The organism is Rhizobium sp. FG113 (assembly GCF_057809895.1).
In genome coordinates this window covers 482,001-503,334 of record NZ_JBMDKV010000002.1, presented here as the reverse complement: position 1 = coordinate 503,334, position 21,334 = coordinate 482,001, and the positions used below count along the sequence as shown (strand labels likewise).

Below are 21,334 nucleotides of genomic sequence, written 5' to 3'. Positions count from 1 at the left end.
AAAATGACCGTAACCCCCACCGAGATCGCCGCGCCGCCGCCGCGCCGCAAGGTCAACATCCTGTTCGGCCTGACCCTGATCGGCCTCCTGGCCTTCCTGTGGATCCTGCTCGGCGTCGTCACCGCCAGCTTCTGGACGCCGCTCAATATCTCCAACCTTCTGCGCCAGGGCGCGATGACGGCGATCCTGGCGCTCGGCCAGACCTTCGTGATCATCACCGCCGGCATCGACCTTTCCGTCGGCGCGATCGTCGGCTTCTGTACCGTTATCCTGGCATGGCTGCTGCAGGCGGGCTTCCCCGTCTGGGCGGCGATCCTGATCACGCTTCTGATCGGCGTCGGCATAGGCGTGTTTCATGGCTTCGGCATCGTCAAGATGGGCCTGCCGCCCTTCATCATCACGCTGGCGACGCTGACGTCGCTGCGCGGCATCGGGCTTCTGATCACCAACGGCTCGACGATCAACATCGTCAACGAGCCCTTCACGAACTTCGCCCGCGCCGACTTCCTCGGCGTCCCGAGCCTGTTCTGGATGGTCGTGCTGGTCGCGATCCCATCCTACATCTTCCTGCATCTCAGCCGCTGGGGCCGCTATCTCTTCGCGGTCGGCTCCAACCGCGAGGCAGCGCGTCTGTCGGGTGTCAGGGTCAACGGCATCATCTACATGGCCTACATCCTGTCGGCGACCTTCGCGGCCTTCGTCGGCGTGTTGCTCGCGTCGCGTATCGCCATCGGCAACGCCACGCAGGCTGACGGTTGGGAACTGCAGGCGATCGCCTCGTCGGTCATCGGCGGCACCTCGCTGTTTGGCGCGGTCGGCTCCGTGCATGGTCCGCTGATCGGCGCTTTCATTCTGGCGACGATCAACAACGGCGCGAACCTGCTCAACGTCAACTCATTCTGGCAGCGCATCATCACCGGCTTGCTGATCATCGTGATCGTCCACTTCGATCAGCTGCGCCGTCGCCGCAGCTCTTAAATGCCAATATGGGGAGCCGGCCAACGCCGTCGGCTCTCCTTTAATCGAATGCAGGAACCGTCATGAAAGCCGTGCTTTGCCAACAACCGGGTGTTCTCGAGATCGTTGAGCGCCCCTCTCCCGGCACGCCTGAAGCCGGCTGGGCGCGGCTCGCCGTCAGCCATGTCGGCATCTGCGGCACCGACTACCATATCTTCGAGGGCAAGCATCCGTTTCTAGAATATCCGCGGGTGATGGGCCACGAGATTTCCGCAACGGTGGTGGAGACCGGCGTTGGGGTCGAGATCGCGGTCGGTACGCCCGTCATCGTAAACCCGTATATCTCCTGCGGCCGATGCGTCGCTTGCCGCAAGGACAAGGCGAACTGCTGCACCGACATCAAGGTGCTCGGCGTCCACACCGATGGGGCATTCTGCGAGGAGATCACGGTTCCGGCGGGCAATCTCTATGCGGCGCAGGGGCTGAGCCTTGAGGCGGCGGCGACGGTGGAATTCCTGGCGATCGGGGCGCATGCCGTGCGTCGCTCGCTTTCGCCAGCCGGCTCGCGCGCGCTCGTCATCGGCGCCGGCCCGATCGGTCTCGGGGCTGCGATCTTTTCGCGGATCGCTGGCCATGAGGTGACCTTGCTCGACACCAGTGCGGAGCGGCTGGAGATGGCCGCCGAGCGCTTCGGATTTACGTCAGGCATCGTCGCCAACGATGCGAGCCTTGATGCGGTGAAGGAGAAGACCGGCGGGGATGGCTTCGACGTCGTTTTCGACGCGACCGGCTATGGCCCCTCGATGGAGAAGGCGTTCCAGTTCGTTGCGCATGGCGGCGCACTGGTTCTGGTCAGCGTCGTCAAGGACGATATCCGCTTCTCCGACCCCGAGTTTCACAAGCGCGAAATGATGGTGATCGGCAGCCGCAATGCGACGCGGATCGACTTCGAGCATGTGGCGGCCTCGATCGCCAATGGCCTCGTGCCGGTGGATCGGTTGATCACCCACCGCACGACGCTTACCGATACCCCGCGCGATCTGGCGCGCTGGGCGCATGAGAAGAGCGGCCTGATCAAGGCCGTCATCAAGGTCTCCTAAAGACTATCGATCGCCTCGCGCATCTGGCGCACGATGGACGCGTCCGTTCGGTTGGGCGACGCGGCCTCGAAGCCGAAGGCGACTGCGCGGGGATCGACGTTTGCGACTGGCGAGCTGCAGGAGCCGTGAATTTCGCGGGCACCGGTGGCGCGCAGGATCTGTGGCGCGTTGGCGGGACGCACGCCGCTGCCCGGCATGATCGATATCCGCCCGGCCGCTTTCTTCGACAGCCGCGCCAATGTCTCCAGGCCATCGATGGCCTTGGGGATGCAGCCGGAGGTGAGGATGCGCTCGCAGCCGAGCTCGACGGCCTGCTCCAAGGCGGCATCGGGATCGGGAACGAGATCGAACGCGCGGTGCAGCGTCGAGCCGAGGCCGGCGGCATGCGCTTTCAACCGGCGCAGCAGCGGCATGTCGAGCGTGCCATCTGCAAGGTTTGCACCGATGACCACGCCAGCGAGGCCGAAGGCCCTGACGGCATCGATATCCGCCATCATCGCCGCTTCATCGCCGCTGTCGAACACGAAAGGGCCGGCATGCGGGCGGATCATCGCGTAGACGGGGATGGGAGCGGCAGCTGCCGCTTTCATCATGCCGGCGACGGGCGTGAGCCCGCCAATCTCGAGCGCCGAGCACAATTCGATACGATCGGCACCGCCTTCGATGGCCGCCGCCAGACCGCGCGGGCTATCCACGCATACCTCAAGCAAGATTGTCACGCTTTCCTCCCTGGTCATCTCATGATCGTCCAAGCCTGAGCCTGATCTCCGGGTTAACATCGCAGGATCGGGTTTGCGAGTAGGAACATCGATCGATTGGACAGTGTCGTGAACAGTATTTTCGCAATCGCATCGATTTTTCAATCGTGCACACTATGTCAGTTACGCATTGGATCGGTCGCCGACAGTCCGCTGTCTTCGCCGGGGAGTTTCGAGCGGTTCGCCTTGCGCCAAGGCTTTCCGCGCCTTTGAAGGATTAAAGGGGATGGTCATGCTGAAGAGAATAGCCCTTGCCGTATCGCTCTGTGCCCTGACGGCAGGTGCGGTGCAGGCCGCGGATGTCGTGGTGTCGTCGAAGATCGACACGGAGGGCACGCTGCTCGGCAACGTGATCGCGCTGGCGCTGAACGCCAACGGCATCAAGACGAAGGACCGCATCGCGCTCGGCGCCACGCCCGTGTTGCGCAAGGCGATCACCGCAGGCGAGATCGACATCTATCCCGAATACACAGGCAATGCCGGCTTCTTCTTCAACAAGCCCGACGATGCGGCCTGGAAGAACATCCAGCAGGGCTATGACATGGCCAAGAAGCTGGATTACGACGCCAACAAGATCGTCTGGCTGACGCCCTCGCCCGCCAACAACACATGGGCGATCGCTGTGCGCAACGACGTTGCCGGGAAAAACAACCTGAAGAGCATGTCCGATTTCGGCAAGTGGGTTGCCGGTGGCGGCGAAGCGAAGCTCGTGGCCTCGGCCGAGTTCGTCAACACCGCCGGCGCGCTGCCGGCGTTCCAGACGACCTATGGGTTCACGCTGAAGCCGGAGCAGGAAATCGTGCTTTCGGGCGGTGATACCGCCGCCACGATCAAGGCCGCCGCCGACCAGACGAACGGCGCCAATACCGCGATGGTTTACGGAACGGATGGCGCCATCGAGGCGGCCGAGCTCACCGTTCTCGAAGACGACAAGAGCGTGCAGCAGGTCTATGCGCCGACGCCGATTATCCGCGAGGAGGTGCTGAAGGCCAACCCGAAGATCGAAGAGATCCTGGCGCCGATCTTCAAGAGCCTGACGGCCGACGAGCTGCGCAAGCTGAACGGCAAGATCCAGGTCGATGGCGAGCCGGCGAAGAGCGTCGCCGAGGCCTACCTGAAGGAAAAAGGTTTCCTGAAGTAATCGCCGACGCTCCGTATCCAGCAATGGATGCGGAGCCGTTTTCCTTCCAGGCTGGGATGGATCGATGGAAGAAACCTTAGCGGTCCGCAGACTGGACCGGCTCGGCGTCGTTCTCGTGGTCACGGGCGTCGCGGCGGCGGCATTGCTGCCATTCATCTACGTGAAGGCGAACCGGATCGCATCGGGCAAGCCGATGTTGCTGATGCAGCTTCTGGACCAGCCCTCCGTCATCATCCTCACCCTGCTCCTCGTTCTCTCGGCCTGCGCCGTGCTGTTTCTCGAAAACGCCTATGCGCGGCTTGCTATCTCGACGCTCTGTCTGGCGGCATTGCTGGCGGCGATCGGGTTCGTGGAGACGTCGTTTACACCGGAGGGCAGCACGGCGGCGCGCATGACGCCGGGCGGCGGCTTCTGGGTGCTGCTCGCGGTCACATCGCTGATCATATCGGATGCGCTGGTGAAGGTGCGGCTGAAGCCGTGGATGCGGGTCGCGGCGCTTGCGGCTTACGCCTGTCTGCTCGGTGTTTTTCTCTGGTCGGGGCTGCTCGACAGTCTCTCGATCATGCGCGAATTCGCCAATCGCGGCGACCAGTTCTGGGCCGAGGCATGGACGCATGTGCAGCTCGCCTTCGGGTCGCTGGCGATCTCCGTGGTGATCGGCCTGCCGCTCGGCATCGTCTGCTTCTGGGTACCCAAGCTCCGGGATGCGCTCTTGCAGGGGCTGAGCCTGATCCAGACGATCCCGAGCCTCGCGCTCTTCGGCCTGCTGATGCTGCCGCTTGGCTATCTCGCGGCGCAGGTTCCCTTGGCTGCAGCGCTCGGGATCAGCGGCATCGGCGCGGCCCCCGCCCTGATCGCGCTGGTGCTTTATTCGCTGCTGCCGATCGTCGCCAACACCGTCGTCGGTCTCGAGGGTGTCGACCCCGCCGTGCGCGATGCCGCCGCCGGCATGGGGCTGACGCGGCGGCAGATCCTCACCGGCATCGACCTGCCGCTGGCGCTGCCCGTCATCCTCACGGGCATCCGCATCGTGCTGGTGCAGGCGATCGGGCTGGTGACGGTGGCGGCGCTGATCGGCGGCGGCGGTTTCGGCGTCTTCATCTTCCAGGGGCTCGGCCAGACGGCCATGGACCTCGTTCTTCTCGGCGCTGTGCCGACCGTCATCTTCGCCTTCTCTTCGGCCGTCATTCTCGATGCGGTCGCCGACAGCATACGGGGACCTGCCGCATGAGCATGATCGACATCCGCAACGTCACCAAGCGCTACGGCGATACGACCGTGGTCGACAATGTGTCGATGGCGGTCGAAAAGGGAGAGATCACCGTCATCGTCGGAACTTCAGGGTCCGGCAAATCGACATTGATCCGGATGATCAACCGGCTGGTGCCGATGACGTCTGGCGAAATCCGCGTCGGCGGGCGTAACGTGGCCGATGTGCCGGAGACGGAGCTGCGTCGCAACATCGGCTACGTGATCCAGGGCAACGGGCTCTTTCCGCACCGCACGGTGGCGCAGAACATCGCGACGGTGCCGCAGCTGCTCGGCTGGGAGCGTGGCAGGATCGACGCCCGCGTCGACGAACTGCTCGGCCTATTCAATCTCGACCCCAAATCCTTCGCCAGGAAATATCCGCATCAGCTTTCCGGCGGCGAGCAGCAGCGCGTCGGCGTTGCGCGGGCGCTGGCGGCGGGGCCGGAGGTGCTGATCATGGACGAACCCTTCGGCGCGCTCGATCCCGTCATTCGCGGCAAGGCGCAGGACGACCTTCTGGCGATCCAGAAGCAGTTCGGCACGACGATCATTCTCGTCACCCACGACATGGACGAGGCCTTCCACCTCGGCAACCGGATCGCGGTGATGCGCGGCGGCAGGCTGCTGCAATATTCGACGCCGGAAAAGATCATCACCGAGCCCGCCGACCCCTTCGTGCAACAGCTGACGGGCACGACCGACCGGGCGCTGAAGCGCATGTCGCTGCTGCCGCTGACATCGGGCATGGCGCCGGCCAAGGCCGGTCTCGACCACGGCCTGCCGCAATCGCTCAGCCTGCGCGATGCGCTGGCCGAGATGATCTGGCAGGGGATCGACGAAGCCGCCGTCGAGAACGAGAAGAAGGCGGCGATCGGGTCGATCTCGATGTCGCACCTCCTCGAGCTGGGCCGCAAGGAATGAAGCTGCTGACCGCCAACCTCTTTCGCGTCGCGGCGCTGGCGCTGCTCCTAATCCTGTTGTTCCGGACGGAGTGGCTGTCCTTCCTGCTGACGCCACTCACCAAGAACAACGCGCCCGCCGTCTACACGCAAAGCAGCCTACCGCTTCTGGCGCTCGGGCATCTGCAATTGGTGCTAATCTCGATTGTCGGGAGCGCCGTGGTCGCCATTCTGGGCGGAGTCTTCGTGACGCGGCGGAGCGGCGCCGATTTCCTGCCGCTGTCGCGCGCCATCGCCAATGCCGGACAGACCTTTCCGCCGGTCGCTGTGCTGGCGCTGGCAGTGCCGGCCATGGGCTTCGGCGCCGGGCCGACGCTTGTCGCGCTGTTTCTCTACGGGCTGCTGCCGATCTTCGAAAATACCATCTCCGGCCTGCGTCAGGTCTCCCCCGCCGTGCTCGATGCCGCCGACGGCATGGGCATGAACCCGACGCAACGGCTGTTCCAGGTGGAGCTGCCACTGGCGCTGCCGCTGATCATCGAGGGCGTGAAGGTGGCAACCGTGATCAACATCGGAACGGCGACGATCGGCTCGACGGTGGCCGCCAAGGGGCTGGGCGAAGTGATCATCGCCGGGCTGATATCTGATAACACCGCCTTCATCCTGCAGGGCGGCCTGATCGTCGGGCTGATGGCGCTGCTGATCTATGACGCGGTGGGATTGGTGGAAAGCGCGATGACGCGAAGAATGGGCTTGCGCACCGCCTAAGGCAGCAGCTACCAAAGCGGCCTGATACGCACGATGGAGGCAGCCTTGGCCAAGATGATTCACTCGATGATCCGCGTTCTCGACGAAGCGCGCTCGGTCGAATTCTACGGCAAGGTCTTCGGGCTCGAGGTCGCCGACCGCATCGATTTCGACACCTTCACGCTGATCTATCTCAGCAACAGCGAGACCGGCTTCGAGCTGGAGCTGACCATCAACAAGGGCCGCATCGAGCCCTATAATCTCGGTGACGGTTATGGGCATCTGGCGGTGTCGGTCGACGAGGTCGCCGTCGAGCACAAGCGGCTGACGGAAGCCGGGCTCAATCCCGGCAAGCTCACGGAGCTCAACCGCGACGGCAAGCTGCTTGCCCTGTTCTTCTTCATCACCGATCCGGACGGCTACAAGATCGAAGTCCTGCAGCGCCACGGCCGCTATCTCTAAGAGACCCCGATGATTTCCAAGACAGACCTGCATACCGGCTGGACCCTCAACTGTAACGTTGCAGGAAAGCCAAACCTGCCAAAAACGGTGCCGGCGCATGTGCCCGGATGCGTGCATCTGGATCTTCTCGCAAGCCGGCTGATCCCCGATCCCTATGTCGACGTCAACGAAATCACCAATGACTGGATCGGCCGCGAGGACTGGACCTATCGCTGCCGCTTCGACGCATCGCCCGATGCCGATTTCGTGCAGGAGCTTGTTTTTGACGGGCTGGATACGGTGGCAACGATCTCGCTCAATGGCGAAGAGATCGGCCAGACGTTCAACATGCACCGCACCTACCGCTTCGACGTTTCCGATCGCCTGAAGGCCGAGGGCAACGAGCTGGTCGTGACCTTCCGCTCGGCTTATGCCTATGGCGCGGAGATGGAAGCGCATTACGGCTACCGGCCGAACAACTATCCCGGCCCCGGCAACCTGATGCGCAAGATGGCCTGCAATTTCGGCTGGGACTGGGGACCGACGCTGGTGACGGCGGGGATCTGGAAGCCGGTGCGGCTGGAGCGCTGGGCGAAGGCGCGACTTGCCGAAACGCTGGTTTCGGCGACGCTTGCGGGTGGAGACGGGTTGGTGACGGTGCGGGCAAAGATCACGCGCGCGGGTGACGCCGGCGACTGCCGCATCACGGCCAGCATCGGCGGGGTCACGCATAGCGAGATCATCGAGGCCGGGACCGACGAGGTCAGTTTCCAGGTGCGCGTGCCCTCGCCGCAGATCTGGTAGCCGCATCATCTCGGCGCGCAGCCGCTTTATCCGCTGCGGGTCGAACTGCGCAACGGCGAGAGCGATGAGCCGCTCGACGACTATGCGAAGCAGGTCGGCTTCCGCTCGGTGCGGCTCGACACCTCCCCGGACGAACATGGCTCGGCCTTCACCTTCGTGATCAACGACGTACCGCTGTTTCTCTGCGGCGCGAACTGGATCCCCGACGATTGCTTCCCATCGCGGGTGACGGCCGCGCGCTATGCCTCGCGGATCGACGAGGCGAAGGCCGCCAACATCAACCTATTGCGGGTATGGGGCGGCGGTATCTTCGAGCGGGACGAGTTCTACGAGGAATGCGACCGCGTGGGCATGCTGGTGTGGCAGGACTTCCTGTTTGCCTGCGCCTCCTATCCCGAAGAAGAGCCGCTCCGTGGCGAGGTCGAGGCGGAGGTGCGCGACAACGTCGCCCGGCTGATGCCGCATCCCTCACTGATCGTCTGGAACGGCAATAACGAGAATATCTGGGGCTTCGACGAGTGGGGCTGGCGGCCGATCATCAAGGAGGGCGAGAGCTGGGGGCTCGGCTATTATCTCGATATCCTGCCGAGGCTCTGTGCCGAGCTTGATCCCGACCGGCCATACTATCCCGGCAGCCCCTACTCCGGCACGATGGAGATCGAGCCGAACGCCGATGCGCATGGATGCAAGCACATCTGGGATGTGTGGAACGACGTGGGCTACGAGGTCTACCGCAATTATATCCCGCGCTTCTGCTCCGAATTCGGCTGGCAGGCGCCGCCCAACTGGGCGACGCTGGAAGAGAGCGTGCACGACGCGCCGCTGACGCCCGTCTCCAACGGCGTCTTCCATCACCAGAAGGCGACGCAAGGCAATGACAAGCTGATCCGTGGGCTGGCCGACCATCTGCCCGAGCCGCAAACGATGAACGACTGGCATTTCGCCACGCAGCTGAACCAGGCCCGCGCCATCCGCTTTGCGGTCGAGCACATGCGCTCGCACCGCGATATCTGCAAGGGCGCCGTCGTCTGGCAGTTCAACGATTGCTGGCCGGTCACCTCCTGGGCGGCGCTGGATTCGGCCGGGCGGCGCAAGCCGCTGTGGTATGCGATGCGACAGGCTTTCGATCCCCGGCTTCTGACGATCCAGCCGCGCGAAGGCGGGCTTGCGGCCGTTGCCGTCAACGAGCGGACGCTGTTCTGGCGGGCGAAGATATCGGGCAAGCGGCTGCGGCTTGATGGGACCGTGCTTGCCGAGTTCGAATTCTGGCGGCTGCTTTGCGACCGGTTCGAGGCGAAGGCATTCACGCTGCCTCAGGATATCGCCACCGCCGACGATCCCAGCAATGAAATGGTCGTGGTCGACATGCTGGACCGGCGGGCGTTTCACTATTTCGTCGAGGACATCGACCTCAAGCTGCCGAAGCCGGAGATGAGGATCGAGGTCAGCCCACGTGAGGGCGGTTACGCGGTCGCGGTGACCGCCGTGAGCTTACTGAAGGATCTCTGCCTGATGGCCGATCGTCTCGATCCGGATGCGGTGGTGGATACTATGCTGATCACGCTCTTGCCGGGCGAGACGCATGTGTTCGAAGTGGAGACGCAGGCGGCGATCGGTGTGGCCGATATCGTGGTAGGGACGGTGCTGCGCTCGGCCAACGATCTCGTTTCAGCGGGTTGAGATAGGCCAATGCACTCATGCAAAAACCTCCGACTTTCGCCGGAGGTTTTTGTGGCCGTCGGTGGGTCCCGCACGCGGCGGGACCCTTCCGTTCCGGCCTCGCGGGAGACTTACATCCAGTAGGGCGGCACGCCGTAGTAATCGTAGACCCGGCGGCCGTTGTCGTTGTACCAGGTGTCGTCATCATCCGCGTAGCTTGGCGCGCCTTCGATCTGTTCCTTGGTCAGGTCGATGCGGTAACCATCCAGCTGCGTGTCGTAGGACAGCTTATCCCAGGGCAGCGGGTAGTGATCGTGGCCGATGCCCATGAAGCCGCCGAAGCTCAGCACGGCATAGGCGACGCGGCCATCCCTCTTGCCGAGGATCAGGCGTTCGATCGAGCCGATGTGCTTTCCATCGGCACCGTAAACGCGGGTGCCTTCCACGCGGTCGCTGGCGATCAGCGAGTGCGTATCCTTGACGTTCGGGTCACGGAGGGTCTTGTCGTTGTCCTGATGCAGCATGTCTCTACTCCCTTTCGGTTGGTTCCTCGTGCCTGGCCTCTACTCCTCGCGCCAAGCGTATGAATTGAAAACGTCGCCCGCTGGCCGTTGTTCCGAAGTTGCCACGCAATTTTGGCGGGCGCCTCAATATTGACGTTTACGTCAAGGTTAGTGTAGCTTCATGCTGCTTGAACCATTCGAGCGATGACATAAGCTGCCGTATTGGAAGATGGAGGATCATCCAATAGTTTCGACGGGCGCCCCGCCGGCAGCGACAGGGAGAGAGACACGATGAACAGCATTTCCGCCCATCCTGGCGGTGAAAGGCCCGACAAGCCGTGGCTCGCCACCTATCCGTCGATCGTACCGGCCGAGCTTCCGGCGCTGGAATACGAATCGCTGGCGGAGCTGCTTGAGAAATCCTGCGCGCGCTATGCCGACCGCATCGCCTTTTCCAGCATGGGCAAGACGCTCACCTACCGCCAGCTTGAAAGCCAGACGCGCAAGATCGCGGCATGGCTGCAGGCGAGCGGTCTGCAGAAGGGCGATCGCGTCGCGGTGATGATGCCAAACGTTCTGCAGAACCCGATCGCCGTCTATGGCATCCTGCGCGCCGGGCTCGTGGTGGTGAACGTCAACCCGCTCTATACGCCGCGCGAACTGGAGCATCAGCTGCGCGATGCCGGCGCCAAGGCGATCTTCGTTCTGGAAAACTTCGCCCACACCGTTCAGCAGGTGCTTGGCCATACCGATGTGCGCCATGTTGTGGTGACCTCGCTCGGCGAAATGCTGGGCGCCAAGGGGCTGATCGTCAATCTTCTCGTGCGCAAGGTGAAGAAGCTCGTTCCCGCCTGGTCTATCCCCCGGCACAAGACCTTCAAGCAGGTGCTTGGTGAGGGTGACGGCGCGGCGCTGAAACCATCAGGTCTTGTCGGCAGCGACATCGCCTTCCTGCAATATACTGGCGGGACGACTGGCATTGCCAAGGGTGCGGTGCTGACGCACAAGAACCTGTTGTCGAACAAGCTGCAGCTGGAACTCTGGCTGAAATCCGCCTTCGAGAAGCGCCAGCGGCCGGATGTGCTGAACTTCCTCTGCGCGCTGCCGCTCTACCATATCTTCGCGCTGACGGTGAACTCGCTGATGGGCATGTCGCTCGGCGCGCACAACATCCTCGTCGCCAACCCGCGCGACATCCCTGCCCTGGTGCGCGAATTCGCCAAGTCCAACGTCCACGTCTTCCCCGGGCTCAACACGCTGTTCAACGCGCTGATGAATAACCCTGAATTCGCTAAGGTCGATTTCTCCTCACTGGTGATTTCGCTGGGCGGCGGCATGGCCGTGCAGCGGCCGGTGGCCGAGCGCTGGCTGACGATTACCGGCAATCACATCACCGAAGGGTACGGGCTTTCCGAGACATCGCCCGTCGCCACCGCCAACCGCTTCGATTCGCCCGAATTCACCGGCGCGATCGGTCTGCCGATCTCCTCCACGGATCTCGATATCCGCAACGAGGACGGCGCGTCGCTGCCGCTTGGCGAGGTTGGCGAGATCTGCATTCGCGGACCGCAGGTGATGGCCGGTTACTGGAACAAGCCGGATGAGACGGCGCGCGCCATGACACCCGACGGCTATTTCCGCACCGGCGACATGGGCTTCATGGACGCCCGCGGCTACACCAAGATCGTCGACCGCAAGAAGGACATGATCCTCGTCTCCGGTTTCAACGTCTATCCAAACGAGATCGAGGAAGTGGCGGCCATGCACCCGGGCATCCTGGAAGCCGCAGCCGTCGGCGTGGCCGACGGGCACTCCGGCGAGGCGGTGAAGCTCTTCGTGGTGCGCAAGGATCCTGATCTGACGGAAGCGGATGTGAAGGCGCATTGCGTGGCCAACCTCACCAACTACAAGCGGCCGCGCTTCATCGAGTTCCGCACCGAACTGCCGAAATCGCCGGTCGGCAAGATCCTGCGCAAGGATCTGCGTAACTGATTTGAATGTTTCGTGAAAATTCCAAGCCATCCGCAATCGCGGGTGGCTTTTTTGCGTTTAAGCAGGTGGTTGAACTTGATTTGCACCCGGTAAAGCGAATAGTTTCCGCGACCCTCACGCCCTGCAAAGGAGCCTCCCATGAATGCCATCGTCGACCAACTGAAAAGCACCGCGGCTGCCACCAAGGCCACCGATATCCGTGCTGCCTTCGCGGCCGATCCGAAACGCTTTTCGCGCTTCACCGCCTCGCTCGACGACCTCCTGATGGATTTCTCGAAGACGGCCGTGAACGACGAAGTGCTGGCCCTTCTGGTCAAGCTCGCCGAAACCGGCGGCGTGGAAGCCAAGCGCGACGAGATGTTCTCGGGCAAGGCGATCAACTTCACCGAAAACCGCGCCGTCCTGCACACGGCCCTTCGCAACCGTTCGAACACCCCGGTTCTCGTCGACGGCAAGGACGTGATGCCTGACGTCAACGGCGTGCTCGCCGCCATGGGCAAGTTTGCCGACGGCATTCGCTCGGGCGCGCTGAAGGGCGCGACCGGCAAGAAGATCACCGACGTCATCAACATCGGCATCGGCGGCTCCGACCTCGGCCCCGTCATGGCGACGCTGGCGCTGGCGCCTTATCATGACGGCCCGCGCGCGCACTTCGTTTCCAACATCGACGGCGCGCATATCGCCGACATCCTGAAGCTGGTGCAGCCGGAAACGACGCTGTTCATCGTCGCGTCCAAGACCTTCACCACCATCGAGACGATGACGAACGCCCAGACGGCGCGCAAGTTCGTCGCTGATGCGCTCGGCGAAGCCGCCGTCCAGCATCACTTCGCAGCCGTATCGACCGCGCTCGACAAGGTTGCCGCCTTCGGCATCGAGAGCGAGCGCGTGTTCGGCTTCTGGGATTGGGTCGGCGGCCGCTACTCGATCTGGTCGGCCATCGGCCTACCGCTGATGATTGCCGTTGGGCCTGAGAACTTCGGCAAGTTCCTCGATGGCGCGCATTCGATCGACAACCACTTCCGCACCGCGCCGATCGCCAAGAACCTGCCGATCCTGCTTGGCCTCATTGGCTTCTACAATCGCAACGTTCTCGGCTACGCCACCCGCGCGATCCTGCCCTACGACCAGCGCCTGTCGCGCTTCCCTGCCTATCTGCAGCAGCTCGACATGGAATCGAACGGCAAAGGCGTGACCATCGACGGCACGCCGGTCGAAGGCAATTCCGGTCCTGTCGTCTGGGGCGAGCCCGGCACCAACGGCCAGCACGCCTTCTACCAGCTGATCCACCAGGGCACGAGCGTGATCCCGGCGGAATTCATGATCGCCGCCAACGGCTTCGAGCCGGAGCTGCGCCACCAGCACCAGCTCTTGATGGCAAACTGCATCGCGCAGTCGGAAGCGCTGATGAAGGGCCGCACCTTTGAGGAAGCCAAGAAGCAGTTGACCGACAAGGGCATGGACGACAAGCAGGCCGATTTCATCGCGCCGCACCGCGTCTTCACCGGCAACCGCCCGTCGATCACCTTCGTCTATGACAAGCTGACGCCGTTCGCCTTCGGCCGCCTCGTGGCGCTTTACGAACACCGCGTCTTCGTCGAAGGCGTGCTGTTCCGCATCAACTCCTTCGACCAGTGGGGCGTGGAGCTCGGCAAGGAACTGGCGACCGGCCTGCTGCCCGTCATCGAAGGCAAGGAAAGCGCTGCGGGCCACGATTCGTCGACGCAGGGCCTTGTCGCCGAACTGGCGAAGCTCGCGAAGTAACGAGCGCAACATTCAACAGACGCTCCCGTGGTGACCGCCGCGGGAGCGTTTTCTATTTGGCTGAGATGACTGCCCTCAGGACCACCCCTTGGCGGCGGTCAGGGCCTGGCGCCCTTGCCTGATGGCACGGTGCTCGCGGCCTGTTTGACCTGCGAGCCCGGCTGTGAGGCGACTGCCGGAGCGGACTTGTCTTTTTTCGGCTTGCGCGCTTCACGCGTGCCGCGGAGTTGACCCTTTGCCATTTCAAGCTCCCTGGTTGGGCCACATCGAGCGATGTGACGCCAAACAGCAGGCGCGCTTACGCGGCAAAATGCAAACCCATTGTCACCTGGAAGCACCTACCGAGCGAACTTCTTGGCGCCGGCGACGCAGCCTACGATGGCGATGGTGACGACGAGCATGATGGGGCTCACCTGCTCATGCAGCAGCGTTGCCGCCAGGAGCAGGCCGAAGAAAGGCTGCAGCAGCTGCAGCTGGCCGACACCGGCGATGCCGCCCTGCGCGAGGCCGCGATACCAGAAGAAGAAGCCGATCAGCATGCTGAACAGCGAGACATAGACAAGGCCCGCCCAGGCCGGCGTTTCGATCGCCGCGAAGGACGGCGGCAGATTGAAGAGCGCAAGCGCGAGCATGACGGGCAGCGAGAGGACCAGCGCCCAGGAGATGACCTGCCAGCCGCCCAGCCTGCGCGACAGCTTGGCGCCCTCGGCATAGCCGAGGCCACAGGCGATGATGGCGGCGAGCATCAGGAGATCGCCGAGCGGGGCGGCGGTCACGCCCTGTGACAGGGCAAAACCCGCGACCAGCGCGCTCCCCACGCAGGAGAAGATCCAGAAGGCCGGCTGCGGACGCTCGCCACCCCTGATGACGCCGAAGATCGCGGTCGAGAGCGGCAGCAGGCCGATGAAGACGATGGAGTGCGCCGAGGTGATATGGGTGAGCGCCAGCGCCGTCAGCAATGGGAAGCCGATGACGACGCCGAAGGCGACGATAACAAGCGACAGGAGATCGCTGGCCGCCGGCCGCTTCTCGCGAAACAGCACGAGCAGCGCCAGCGCGATCAGCCCGGCGATCGCAGCGCGGGCGACGGTCAGGAACACGGGATCGAACCCCATCACCGCCATACGCGTCGCGGGCAGCGAGCCGCTGAAAATCAGAACGCCGATAAAACCATTCAACCAACCGGCCGCCGTGCGGTCCATGGCACACTCCTTCATGATCAATGCCATCTTATGATCCCTGGCGGCGTGGCCATGCCAGTGACGGTATGGTACGGTTTATCCAAACTGTTGTGCATCGGAGAGCAGTACGGATGGCCGATAACGTGACCGTCGGGACGACCCGCGTGGCGATGGTGATGAACACGATCAAGCAGCGCATCGCCGGCCGCAGCCTGACGGCCGGGGCGAAGTTGCCCTCGGTGCGGGCGCTCGCAGGGTCGCTGAAGATATCGACATCGACCGTCGTCGAGGCCTATGAGCGGCTGGTCGCCGAGGGCGCGATCCTGTCGCGGCCGGGCTCCGGCTTTTACGTGGCCAACCAGGCGGCGCCCTTCGCGCTGTCGGAAGTCGGGCCACGGCTCGATCGCGAGATCGATCCGTTCTGGGTGTCGCGGCAATCGCTGGAGGCCGGCGATATCGGCCTCAAACCCGGTTGCGGATGGCTGCCGCCCTCCTGGCTGCCGGAAGACGGCGTTCGCCGCGGCCTGCGGGCGCTGGCGCGGGCCGATGGGCCGGTGCTGCTTGCCTATGGATCGCCGCTCGGATTGCCGCCGCTCAGACAGCTGATCGCGCGACGGATGGCCGACAAGGGGATCGGCGCCTCGCCCGACCAGATCATTCTCACGGAGTCAGGCATTCAGGCGATCGACCTTCTCTGCCGCTTCCTGATCGAGCCGGGTGATACCGTGATGGTCGACGATCCCTGCTACTTCAATTTCCACGCTCTGCTTCGCGCCCACCGCGCCAAGATCGTCAGCGTGCCCTACACGCCGTCCGGCCCGGATATCGACGCCTTCGCCCGCACGGTGGCCGAGCACCGGCCGAAGCTCTACGTGACCAATTCGGCGCTGCATAACCCGACCGGCGCGATCCTCTCGCCGGTGACGGCGCATCGGGTGCTGAAGATCGCCGAGCAGTTCGACCTGACGATCATCGAGGACGACATCTTCGCCGATTTCGAGCACGTGACGGCGCCACGCCTTGCCGCCTTCGACGGGCTCGATCGCGTCATCCATATCGGCAGTTTCTCGAAGACGCTGTCGGCCTCGGCGCGCTGCGGCTTCATCGCCGCCAAGCCGGAGTGGATCGGCGGGCTTACTGACCTGAAGATCGCCACCTCGTTCGGCGGCGGGCGGCATGCGGCGCAGCTGGTCTTGAGCGTGCTCAGCGACGGCAGCTATCGCAAGCACATCGAGACGCTGCGCAGCCGGCTGTCGAAGACGATGTTCGATGTCTCGGCGAGACTGAAAAACCTCGGCATCGTGCCCTGGCTCGAGCCGCAGGCCGGGATGTTTCTGTGGTGCCGGTTGCCTGACGGGATCGATGCCGCCGATGTGGCGCGCGCGGCGCTGGAAAAGGACGTTGTGCTGGCGCCGGGCAATGCGTTCAGCCTGTCGCAGACGGCGACGGATTTCATGCGGTTCAATGTTTCGCAGACGGAAGACCCAAGAGTGTTCGAGGTGTTGCGGGAAGCCATGAAGGCGGCGCGAGGGAAGGCTTAGTTTGGTCGGCGCGGCGATTATTTCGGAGGAGATGTCGAGATGGCGCCGCGTCATCCGTCTAAAGAGAATGAGGGATTGGGAGGACTGACATGACCGACGACGAACTGGAGCGATTTGCAGCACAGGGAGCGGAGGCCTTGCCTGATGGTGACGACGGCATGGTCGCGCATGATGGAGCCGATATCTGGTACAGCGCCTATGGCTCCGGACCATCCGTGATCCTGCTGCATGGCGGGCTCGGGAATAGCGGCAACTGGGGCTACCAAGTGCCGGCGCTGTTGCGCTCCGGCCGGCGCGTGGTGGTGATCGACAGCCGCGGACATGGCCGCAGCACGCGGGACGGAAAGCCCTATACATACGAGCTGATGGCATCGGACGTGCTTGCGGTGATGGATCATCTGGAGATCGAGAAGGCTGCGCTTGTCGGCTGGAGCGACGGGGCGTGCACGGCGCTCATTCTCGCCGACAAGCACCCTGAGCGTGTCAACGGCGTGTTCTTCTTCGCCTGCAGCATGGACCCGTCAGGCGTAAAGCCCTTCGTGCCGACGCCTGTCATCGACCGCTGCTTCAACAGGCATCGGATGGATTACGAGGCGCTGTCGCCGACGCCTGATCAGTTCGACCGCTTCGTCGAGGATGTGAGCCTGATGATGTCGACGGAGCCGAACTATTCGGCCGCCGACCTGAACCGCATCCGTGTGCCGGTGGCAGTGGCGCTCGGTGATAAGGACGAGCTCATCAAGCCAGAGCATGCCGCGCATCTCGTGCGCAGCATTCCCGGCGCGACCTTCATTCCGTTGGGGGGCGTTAGCCACTTCGCGCCCTTGCAGCGGCCCGATGAGTTCAATCGGACCGTGCTCGCGTTTCTCGACCAGCTGCCGTGATGCTTAGAGACCGATTTCCTTGGCCCATGGCGGGTTGGCGCCGGCGCGGGAGACCGTGACGGCGGCGGCCTTGGCGCCGAGCGAGAGCGCGTTCTGCAGTGCCTTTTCGTCGAGCGAGGCAACCTGCGCCTTGGTGAGCAGGCCATCCATCTTCAGCGAGGCGAGAACGCCAGCATCGAACGTGTCGCCGGCACCGACGGTGTCGACCACGGTGACGCGCTGGCTGGGAACGGTGACCTTGCGCTGGCTCGTGTAGCCCGTCGCGCCCTCGGCGCCCTTGGTGATGACGACGAGCTTGGCGCCGTGCTGCAGCCAGTGGGCGGCGAGATCGTCATGGCTGCCATCCATGCCGAACCAATCCAGGTCCTCGTCGGAGAATTTCAGGATGTCGGACTTGGCGGCCATGCGCTTGATGCGCGCCATGTGCGCCTGCTTGTCCTTGATAAAGCCGGGGCGGATGTTCGGGTCGAGCGAGATGACGCGCTTGGCCGCCTCGCGGTCGAGCAGCGCCTCGTAGGTTTCCCCGCAGGGGCTGGGGATCAGGCTGATGGCGCCGAAGTGCAGAGCCTCGCAATCGTCGCCGAGGACAGGCAGGTCGTCGGTGGTGATCATGCGGCCGGCGGTGCCTTCGTCATAGAAGGCGTAGGTTGCCTGGCCGTTGACCAACTTGACGAAGGCGAGCGTCGAGGGGCGCTGCGCGATGGCGCAGAGGCTGAAGTCGACATTGCTCGCCTTCAGCGTATCGCAGAGGATTTCGCCCATCATGTCGTCGGCGAGACCCGTGAAGAAAGAAGTCTGAATGCCCAGGCGCCCGAGCGCGATCGCCGTGTTGAAGATGGCGCCGCCGGCATAGGGCGCGAAGCCCTTTTCGCCGAGCGTCGTCTCCCGCGGCAGCATGTCGATCAACGCTTCTCCACAGCACAAAATCATGTCCATCTCCCAAGGGCATTACGATCTGTCGATGCCCAACTGGATTAGATAACTTCGTGGCAAAAGCAAAGCGCCGTGAGCAATTATTCACTCAAAGTGATGAAATACCGCCGTTGCGGCCAGACCATGCGAGCGGCGCATCGAGGAAGGATTCCACCTCGTTCAAGGTGTTCTGATCGAACAGCTGCTGCTCCTTGGCGACGGCAAGAACATCGCGCCATGTGGCGATGTAGTGCAGCTTGACCTTGCCATCGGCAAAGCGCAGCGCGCCTTCGTCGAAGATGCCGTAATAGAAGAGCGCGATGCCATGATCGACAATGCCGCCGGCGTCGCGAACCGCATCGATGAACTTGAACATGCTGCCGCCCGCCGTCGTCAGGTCCTCGATGACGAGTACGCGCGAACCCTCGGGCATGTTGCCCTCGATCTGGGCGTTGCGGCCGTGGCCCTTCGGCTGCTTGCGGACATAGATCATCGGCAGGCTGAGGCGATCGGCGAGCAGCGCCGCAAAGGGAATGCCAGCCGTTTCGCCGCCGGCGATGCAATCGAACTTCTCGAAGCCCGCTTCGCGCAGCACGACGCTGGCGGCGAAATCCATCACCGTCGAGCGGATGCGCGGGAAGGAGAGAAGCTTGCGGCAGTCGATATAGACGGGGCTCGCCATGCCGGAAGCGAACTTGTAGGGCTGGGTGGCATTGAAGTGAACGGCCTTGATCTCCCAGAGCATCTTGGCCACCAGCTCGGCCATGACTTTGCGGTCGGTGAATGTTGCCTGGATCATCGTTCTCTCCTTCGCCTCTATCGGGTGCTCAAACTTATGGGCCAATAGCAGCAAGTGGGACAAGTTTCCAGAACGCGAGCGGGTCAAACGCAAGAATTGCAGTTTCACGCGCTTACGTTGCCGTTGGTGCCGCTTCTCGCTCTGTTAACATCGCTGCGTCATCACGCGATGATTCACCAAAAGCGCGAGGCGCGCCGGGTCGCAAAAACCCTTGCTGGTATTTCTTTTGCGGACAACTTAAATTTCCACAACCCATTCATAATTTTAGACATTCGTCATACGTATTGTTCGGCAGGCACTTGCACGGAGCGCCATGCTTGATGAGGCCCAGAACGCTCAAATTTGAATGATTTCATTAACAACGGGGTGAAACTTCCCGCGCCATTTTCCCAGCGCCCAAAGACACCATGAAGGAGTCCAGAATGCGCCTCACGAGGTTCACACCGTTCCAGCAGTTCAACCGATCGCTGACCCTCAAGATCTTCTCCATTTGCTTTGTCTCGACGCACGTGCCGCTTTTGGCGCTCGTCGTCTATCTCGTGACCGGCTTTCGGAGCGAGGCGATGCCTGTACTTATCCTGGTGCTGGGAGCGACGCTGATCGGGACTGCCTTTTGCCTGGCCTGCGTCTGGGCGTTCATCCGGCCGCTGCACCAGATCGCCGGCGTGGTCGAGACCTACCGCTCCACCGGCGTCGTGAAGTCGGTGCGCAGCAAGCGCAAGGACGAGGTCGGGATCGTCACCAACGGGATCTCGATCCTGATCAAGGAACTCGATGCGACGCTGGCGCAGCTGCGCCGCCAGGCGACGACAGACGTTCTCACCGGCCTCGGCAACCGCCGCTGGCTGAAGGATATCGGGGCGCTGGAGATTGCCCGCGCCGCCCGCGAGCGCACGCCGATCTCCGTCGTGGTCTTCGATCTCGATCACTTCAAGTCGATCAACGACCAGTTCGGCCACGATGTCGGCGACCAGGTGCTGGTCATGGCCGGCGCGACTATCCAGCACAATCTGCGGCCCTATGACATCGCCGCGCGCATCGGCGGCGACGAGTTCTGCCTGGTGCTGCCACGCACGGACATCGACGTCGCGGTCAACATTGCCAACAGGCTGCGCTTGCAGTTCGAAAGCAAGGCGGTCGGCCCGCTGCCGGCCAAGCGCGTTACGGCAAGCTTCGGCGCCTATCGCGGCGATCCCGCCAGCGAAACGCTGAAGTCCATGCTGACAGCTGCGGACCGGGAGCTTTATGCCGCCAAGAATGGTGGTCGCAACATGGTTCGCTCGGCTGTCTCGTTGTCGATCAGGGACGCGAAGATCCGTGCCTGATCACTCCGCTACCAATTCGCCGATATCGGCGGGCAGCATCTTCTTGTAGAGCGCAATTGCTGCCCGTCCCTCGTCCTCGCTCAACGCGGCGGCATATCTGACCGCCGCTGCCAGGAGCTGCATGACGAGCCTGGACAGCGCGAGAAGTGCTGGCTTCGGGCGATCCGAATAGACCTGCTCCAGCACCGAGAGCAGCGCCTGGGAGTGAAACTCCATATCGTCGGCATCGATTTCCTGCAGCAGCCGATCCGCCTGGGTGGCGAACCATATGTCGCGCATAACGGGCTCGCTGCGGAAAAAGGCGTGGTACTCGTCGGCGATCCGGCAGAGCGCGATACGCAGCGTGGCGGCATCCGTTGCCTCCGCAAGCGCCGCGACTACACAGGCACGCCCCTCCTCGTTGAAGCGCTCGGCCAGCGTCGCGAAGATCGAGCTCCTATCCGGGAAATACTGGTATAGCGCGCCAAAGGAGAGATCGGCCTTTTCAACGATCTCGCTCATCTTCAACGCATCGCTTCCCTTCGCCTCGATCAGTTGCGTGGCAACGGTCAGTATCTTCTCGAAGCGCTCACGGCCTCTCTGCTGACGGGGAATACGCCGGGGCTGCCTTGTGGCGCCCACCTTTGTTCGCGATCCCGCCGCCGTCTCGTCCGTCATCCGATACTCCATTTCGGTT

Annotated in this window: 19 protein-coding genes and 1 pseudogene; 13 read left to right on the top strand and 7 right to left on the bottom strand. The window is 63.2% G+C overall.

The genetic code is table 11. The annotated features are described in order from the left end of the window. The first annotated feature begins 3 nt into the window (after positions 1 to 3). Both ACODTZ_RS09640 and ACODTZ_RS09635 read left to right on the top strand, forming a co-directional pair. Entirely contained in the window at positions 4 to 978 is a 975-nt protein-coding gene (locus ACODTZ_RS09640; protein ID WP_489025361.1) for an ABC transporter permease, read from the top strand. A 62-nt stretch (positions 979 to 1,040) separates the two neighbouring features. After that, positions 1,041 to 2,057 (top strand): zinc-binding alcohol dehydrogenase family protein, encoded by a 1,017-nt coding sequence (locus tag ACODTZ_RS09635; protein ID WP_489025360.1) that lies wholly within the window; start codon positions 1,041 to 1,043, stop codon positions 2,055 to 2,057. Here ACODTZ_RS09635 and ACODTZ_RS09630 read toward each other — a convergent pair. Continuing rightward, positions 2,054 to 2,776, bottom strand: a complete 723-nt coding sequence (locus ACODTZ_RS09630) for a copper homeostasis protein CutC (protein ID WP_489025358.1) — start codon at positions 2,774 to 2,776, stop codon at positions 2,054 to 2,056. The genes ACODTZ_RS09635 and ACODTZ_RS09630 overlap by 4 nt on opposite strands. A gap of 271 nt (positions 2,777 to 3,047) precedes the next feature. Between ACODTZ_RS09630 and osmF the strand changes: the two genes are divergently transcribed. From osmF to ACODTZ_RS09600, 6 genes and pseudogenes are all read left to right on the top strand, one after another. Beyond that, the gene (gene osmF / locus ACODTZ_RS09625) at positions 3,048 to 3,956 is read left to right on the top strand and encodes a glycine betaine ABC transporter substrate-binding protein OsmF (RefSeq protein ID WP_047507534.1); all 909 of its coding nucleotides are present in this window, start codon (positions 3,048 to 3,050) and stop codon (positions 3,954 to 3,956) included. Between the two features lie 64 nt (positions 3,957 to 4,020). Continuing rightward, on the top strand, positions 4,021 to 5,187 hold the full coding sequence (locus tag ACODTZ_RS09620) for an ABC transporter permease (RefSeq protein ID WP_489025356.1): 1,167 nt from the start codon (positions 4,021 to 4,023) through the stop codon (positions 5,185 to 5,187). Beyond that, positions 5,184 to 6,128, top strand: coding sequence for an ABC transporter ATP-binding protein (locus tag ACODTZ_RS09615; RefSeq protein ID WP_047507184.1), 945 nt, complete (start codon positions 5,184 to 5,186; stop codon positions 6,126 to 6,128). The genes ACODTZ_RS09620 and ACODTZ_RS09615 overlap by 4 nt, the downstream gene beginning before the upstream one ends. Then, the gene (locus ACODTZ_RS09610; RefSeq protein ID WP_018898282.1) at positions 6,125 to 6,874 is read left to right on the top strand and encodes an ABC transporter permease; all 750 of its coding nucleotides are present in this window, start codon (positions 6,125 to 6,127) and stop codon (positions 6,872 to 6,874) included. The genes ACODTZ_RS09615 and ACODTZ_RS09610 overlap by 4 nt, the downstream gene beginning before the upstream one ends. 45 nt (positions 6,875 to 6,919) lie before the next feature. Then, positions 6,920 to 7,315, top strand: a complete 396-nt coding sequence (locus tag ACODTZ_RS09605; RefSeq protein WP_489025355.1) for a VOC family protein — start codon at positions 6,920 to 6,922, stop codon at positions 7,313 to 7,315. 9 nt (positions 7,316 to 7,324) lie between these two features. Beyond that, positions 7,325 to 9,778: pseudogene (locus ACODTZ_RS09600) on the top strand (glycoside hydrolase family 2 protein). A gap of 110 nt (positions 9,779 to 9,888) precedes the next feature. On the opposite strand, the gene ACODTZ_RS09595 reads toward ACODTZ_RS09600, so the two are convergent. Beyond that, positions 9,889 to 10,281: a PRC-barrel domain-containing protein gene (locus ACODTZ_RS09595; protein WP_489025353.1), complete on the bottom strand. Its 393-nt coding sequence runs from the start codon at positions 10,279 to 10,281 to the stop codon at positions 9,889 to 9,891. Positions 10,282 to 10,551: 270 nt separating this feature from the next. Between ACODTZ_RS09595 and ACODTZ_RS09590 the strand changes: the two genes are divergently transcribed. Next, on the top strand, positions 10,552 to 12,252 hold the full coding sequence (locus ACODTZ_RS09590) for a long-chain fatty acid--CoA ligase (RefSeq protein WP_489025351.1): 1,701 nt from the start codon (positions 10,552 to 10,554) through the stop codon (positions 12,250 to 12,252). A 138-nt stretch (positions 12,253 to 12,390) separates the two neighbouring features. Beyond that, positions 12,391 to 14,016, top strand: coding sequence for a glucose-6-phosphate isomerase (pgi, locus tag ACODTZ_RS09585; protein ID WP_112940973.1), 1,626 nt, complete (start codon positions 12,391 to 12,393; stop codon positions 14,014 to 14,016). Between the two features lie 98 nt (positions 14,017 to 14,114). On the opposite strand, the gene ACODTZ_RS09580 is transcribed toward pgi, so the two are convergent. Further along, complete coding sequence (locus ACODTZ_RS09580; RefSeq protein WP_181459210.1) at positions 14,115 to 14,258, bottom strand: hypothetical protein; 144 nt, start codon at positions 14,256 to 14,258, stop codon at positions 14,115 to 14,117. Positions 14,259 to 14,354: 96 nt separating this feature from the next. After that, on the bottom strand, positions 14,355 to 15,218 hold the full coding sequence (locus ACODTZ_RS09575) for a DMT family transporter (RefSeq protein ID WP_018898275.1): 864 nt from the start codon (positions 15,216 to 15,218) through the stop codon (positions 14,355 to 14,357). Between the two features lie 110 nt (positions 15,219 to 15,328). On the opposite strand from ACODTZ_RS09575, the gene ACODTZ_RS09570 reads away from it, so the two are divergent. Then, positions 15,329 to 16,738 (top strand): aminotransferase-like domain-containing protein, encoded by a 1,410-nt coding sequence (locus ACODTZ_RS09570; protein ID WP_489025348.1) that lies wholly within the window; start codon positions 15,329 to 15,331, stop codon positions 16,736 to 16,738. 89 nt (positions 16,739 to 16,827) lie between these two features. After that, on the top strand, positions 16,828 to 17,622 hold the full coding sequence (locus ACODTZ_RS09565; protein ID WP_489025347.1) for an alpha/beta fold hydrolase: 795 nt from the start codon (positions 16,828 to 16,830) through the stop codon (positions 17,620 to 17,622). Between the two features lie 3 nt (positions 17,623 to 17,625). Here ACODTZ_RS09565 and ACODTZ_RS09560 read toward each other — a convergent pair whose 3' ends face one another. Then, the gene (locus ACODTZ_RS09560) at positions 17,626 to 18,552 is read right to left on the bottom strand and encodes a carbohydrate kinase family protein (protein WP_489025345.1); all 927 of its coding nucleotides are present in this window, start codon (positions 18,550 to 18,552) and stop codon (positions 17,626 to 17,628) included. A 91-nt stretch (positions 18,553 to 18,643) separates the two neighbouring features. Then, positions 18,644 to 19,333, bottom strand: coding sequence for an orotate phosphoribosyltransferase (locus ACODTZ_RS09555; protein WP_047507167.1), 690 nt, complete (start codon positions 19,331 to 19,333; stop codon positions 18,644 to 18,646). Positions 19,334 to 19,755: 422 nt separating this feature from the next. Here ACODTZ_RS09555 and ACODTZ_RS09550 point away from each other — a divergent pair, with 422 nt between their 5' ends. Then, positions 19,756 to 20,658 (top strand): GGDEF domain-containing protein, encoded by a 903-nt coding sequence (locus tag ACODTZ_RS09550; RefSeq protein WP_489025343.1) that lies wholly within the window; start codon positions 19,756 to 19,758, stop codon positions 20,656 to 20,658. On the opposite strand, the gene ACODTZ_RS09545 is transcribed toward ACODTZ_RS09550, so the two are convergent. Next, positions 20,659 to 21,315: a TetR/AcrR family transcriptional regulator gene (locus ACODTZ_RS09545; protein WP_489025341.1), complete on the bottom strand. Its 657-nt coding sequence runs from the start codon at positions 21,313 to 21,315 to the stop codon at positions 20,659 to 20,661. Positions 21,316 to 21,334: the final 19 nt, after the last annotated feature.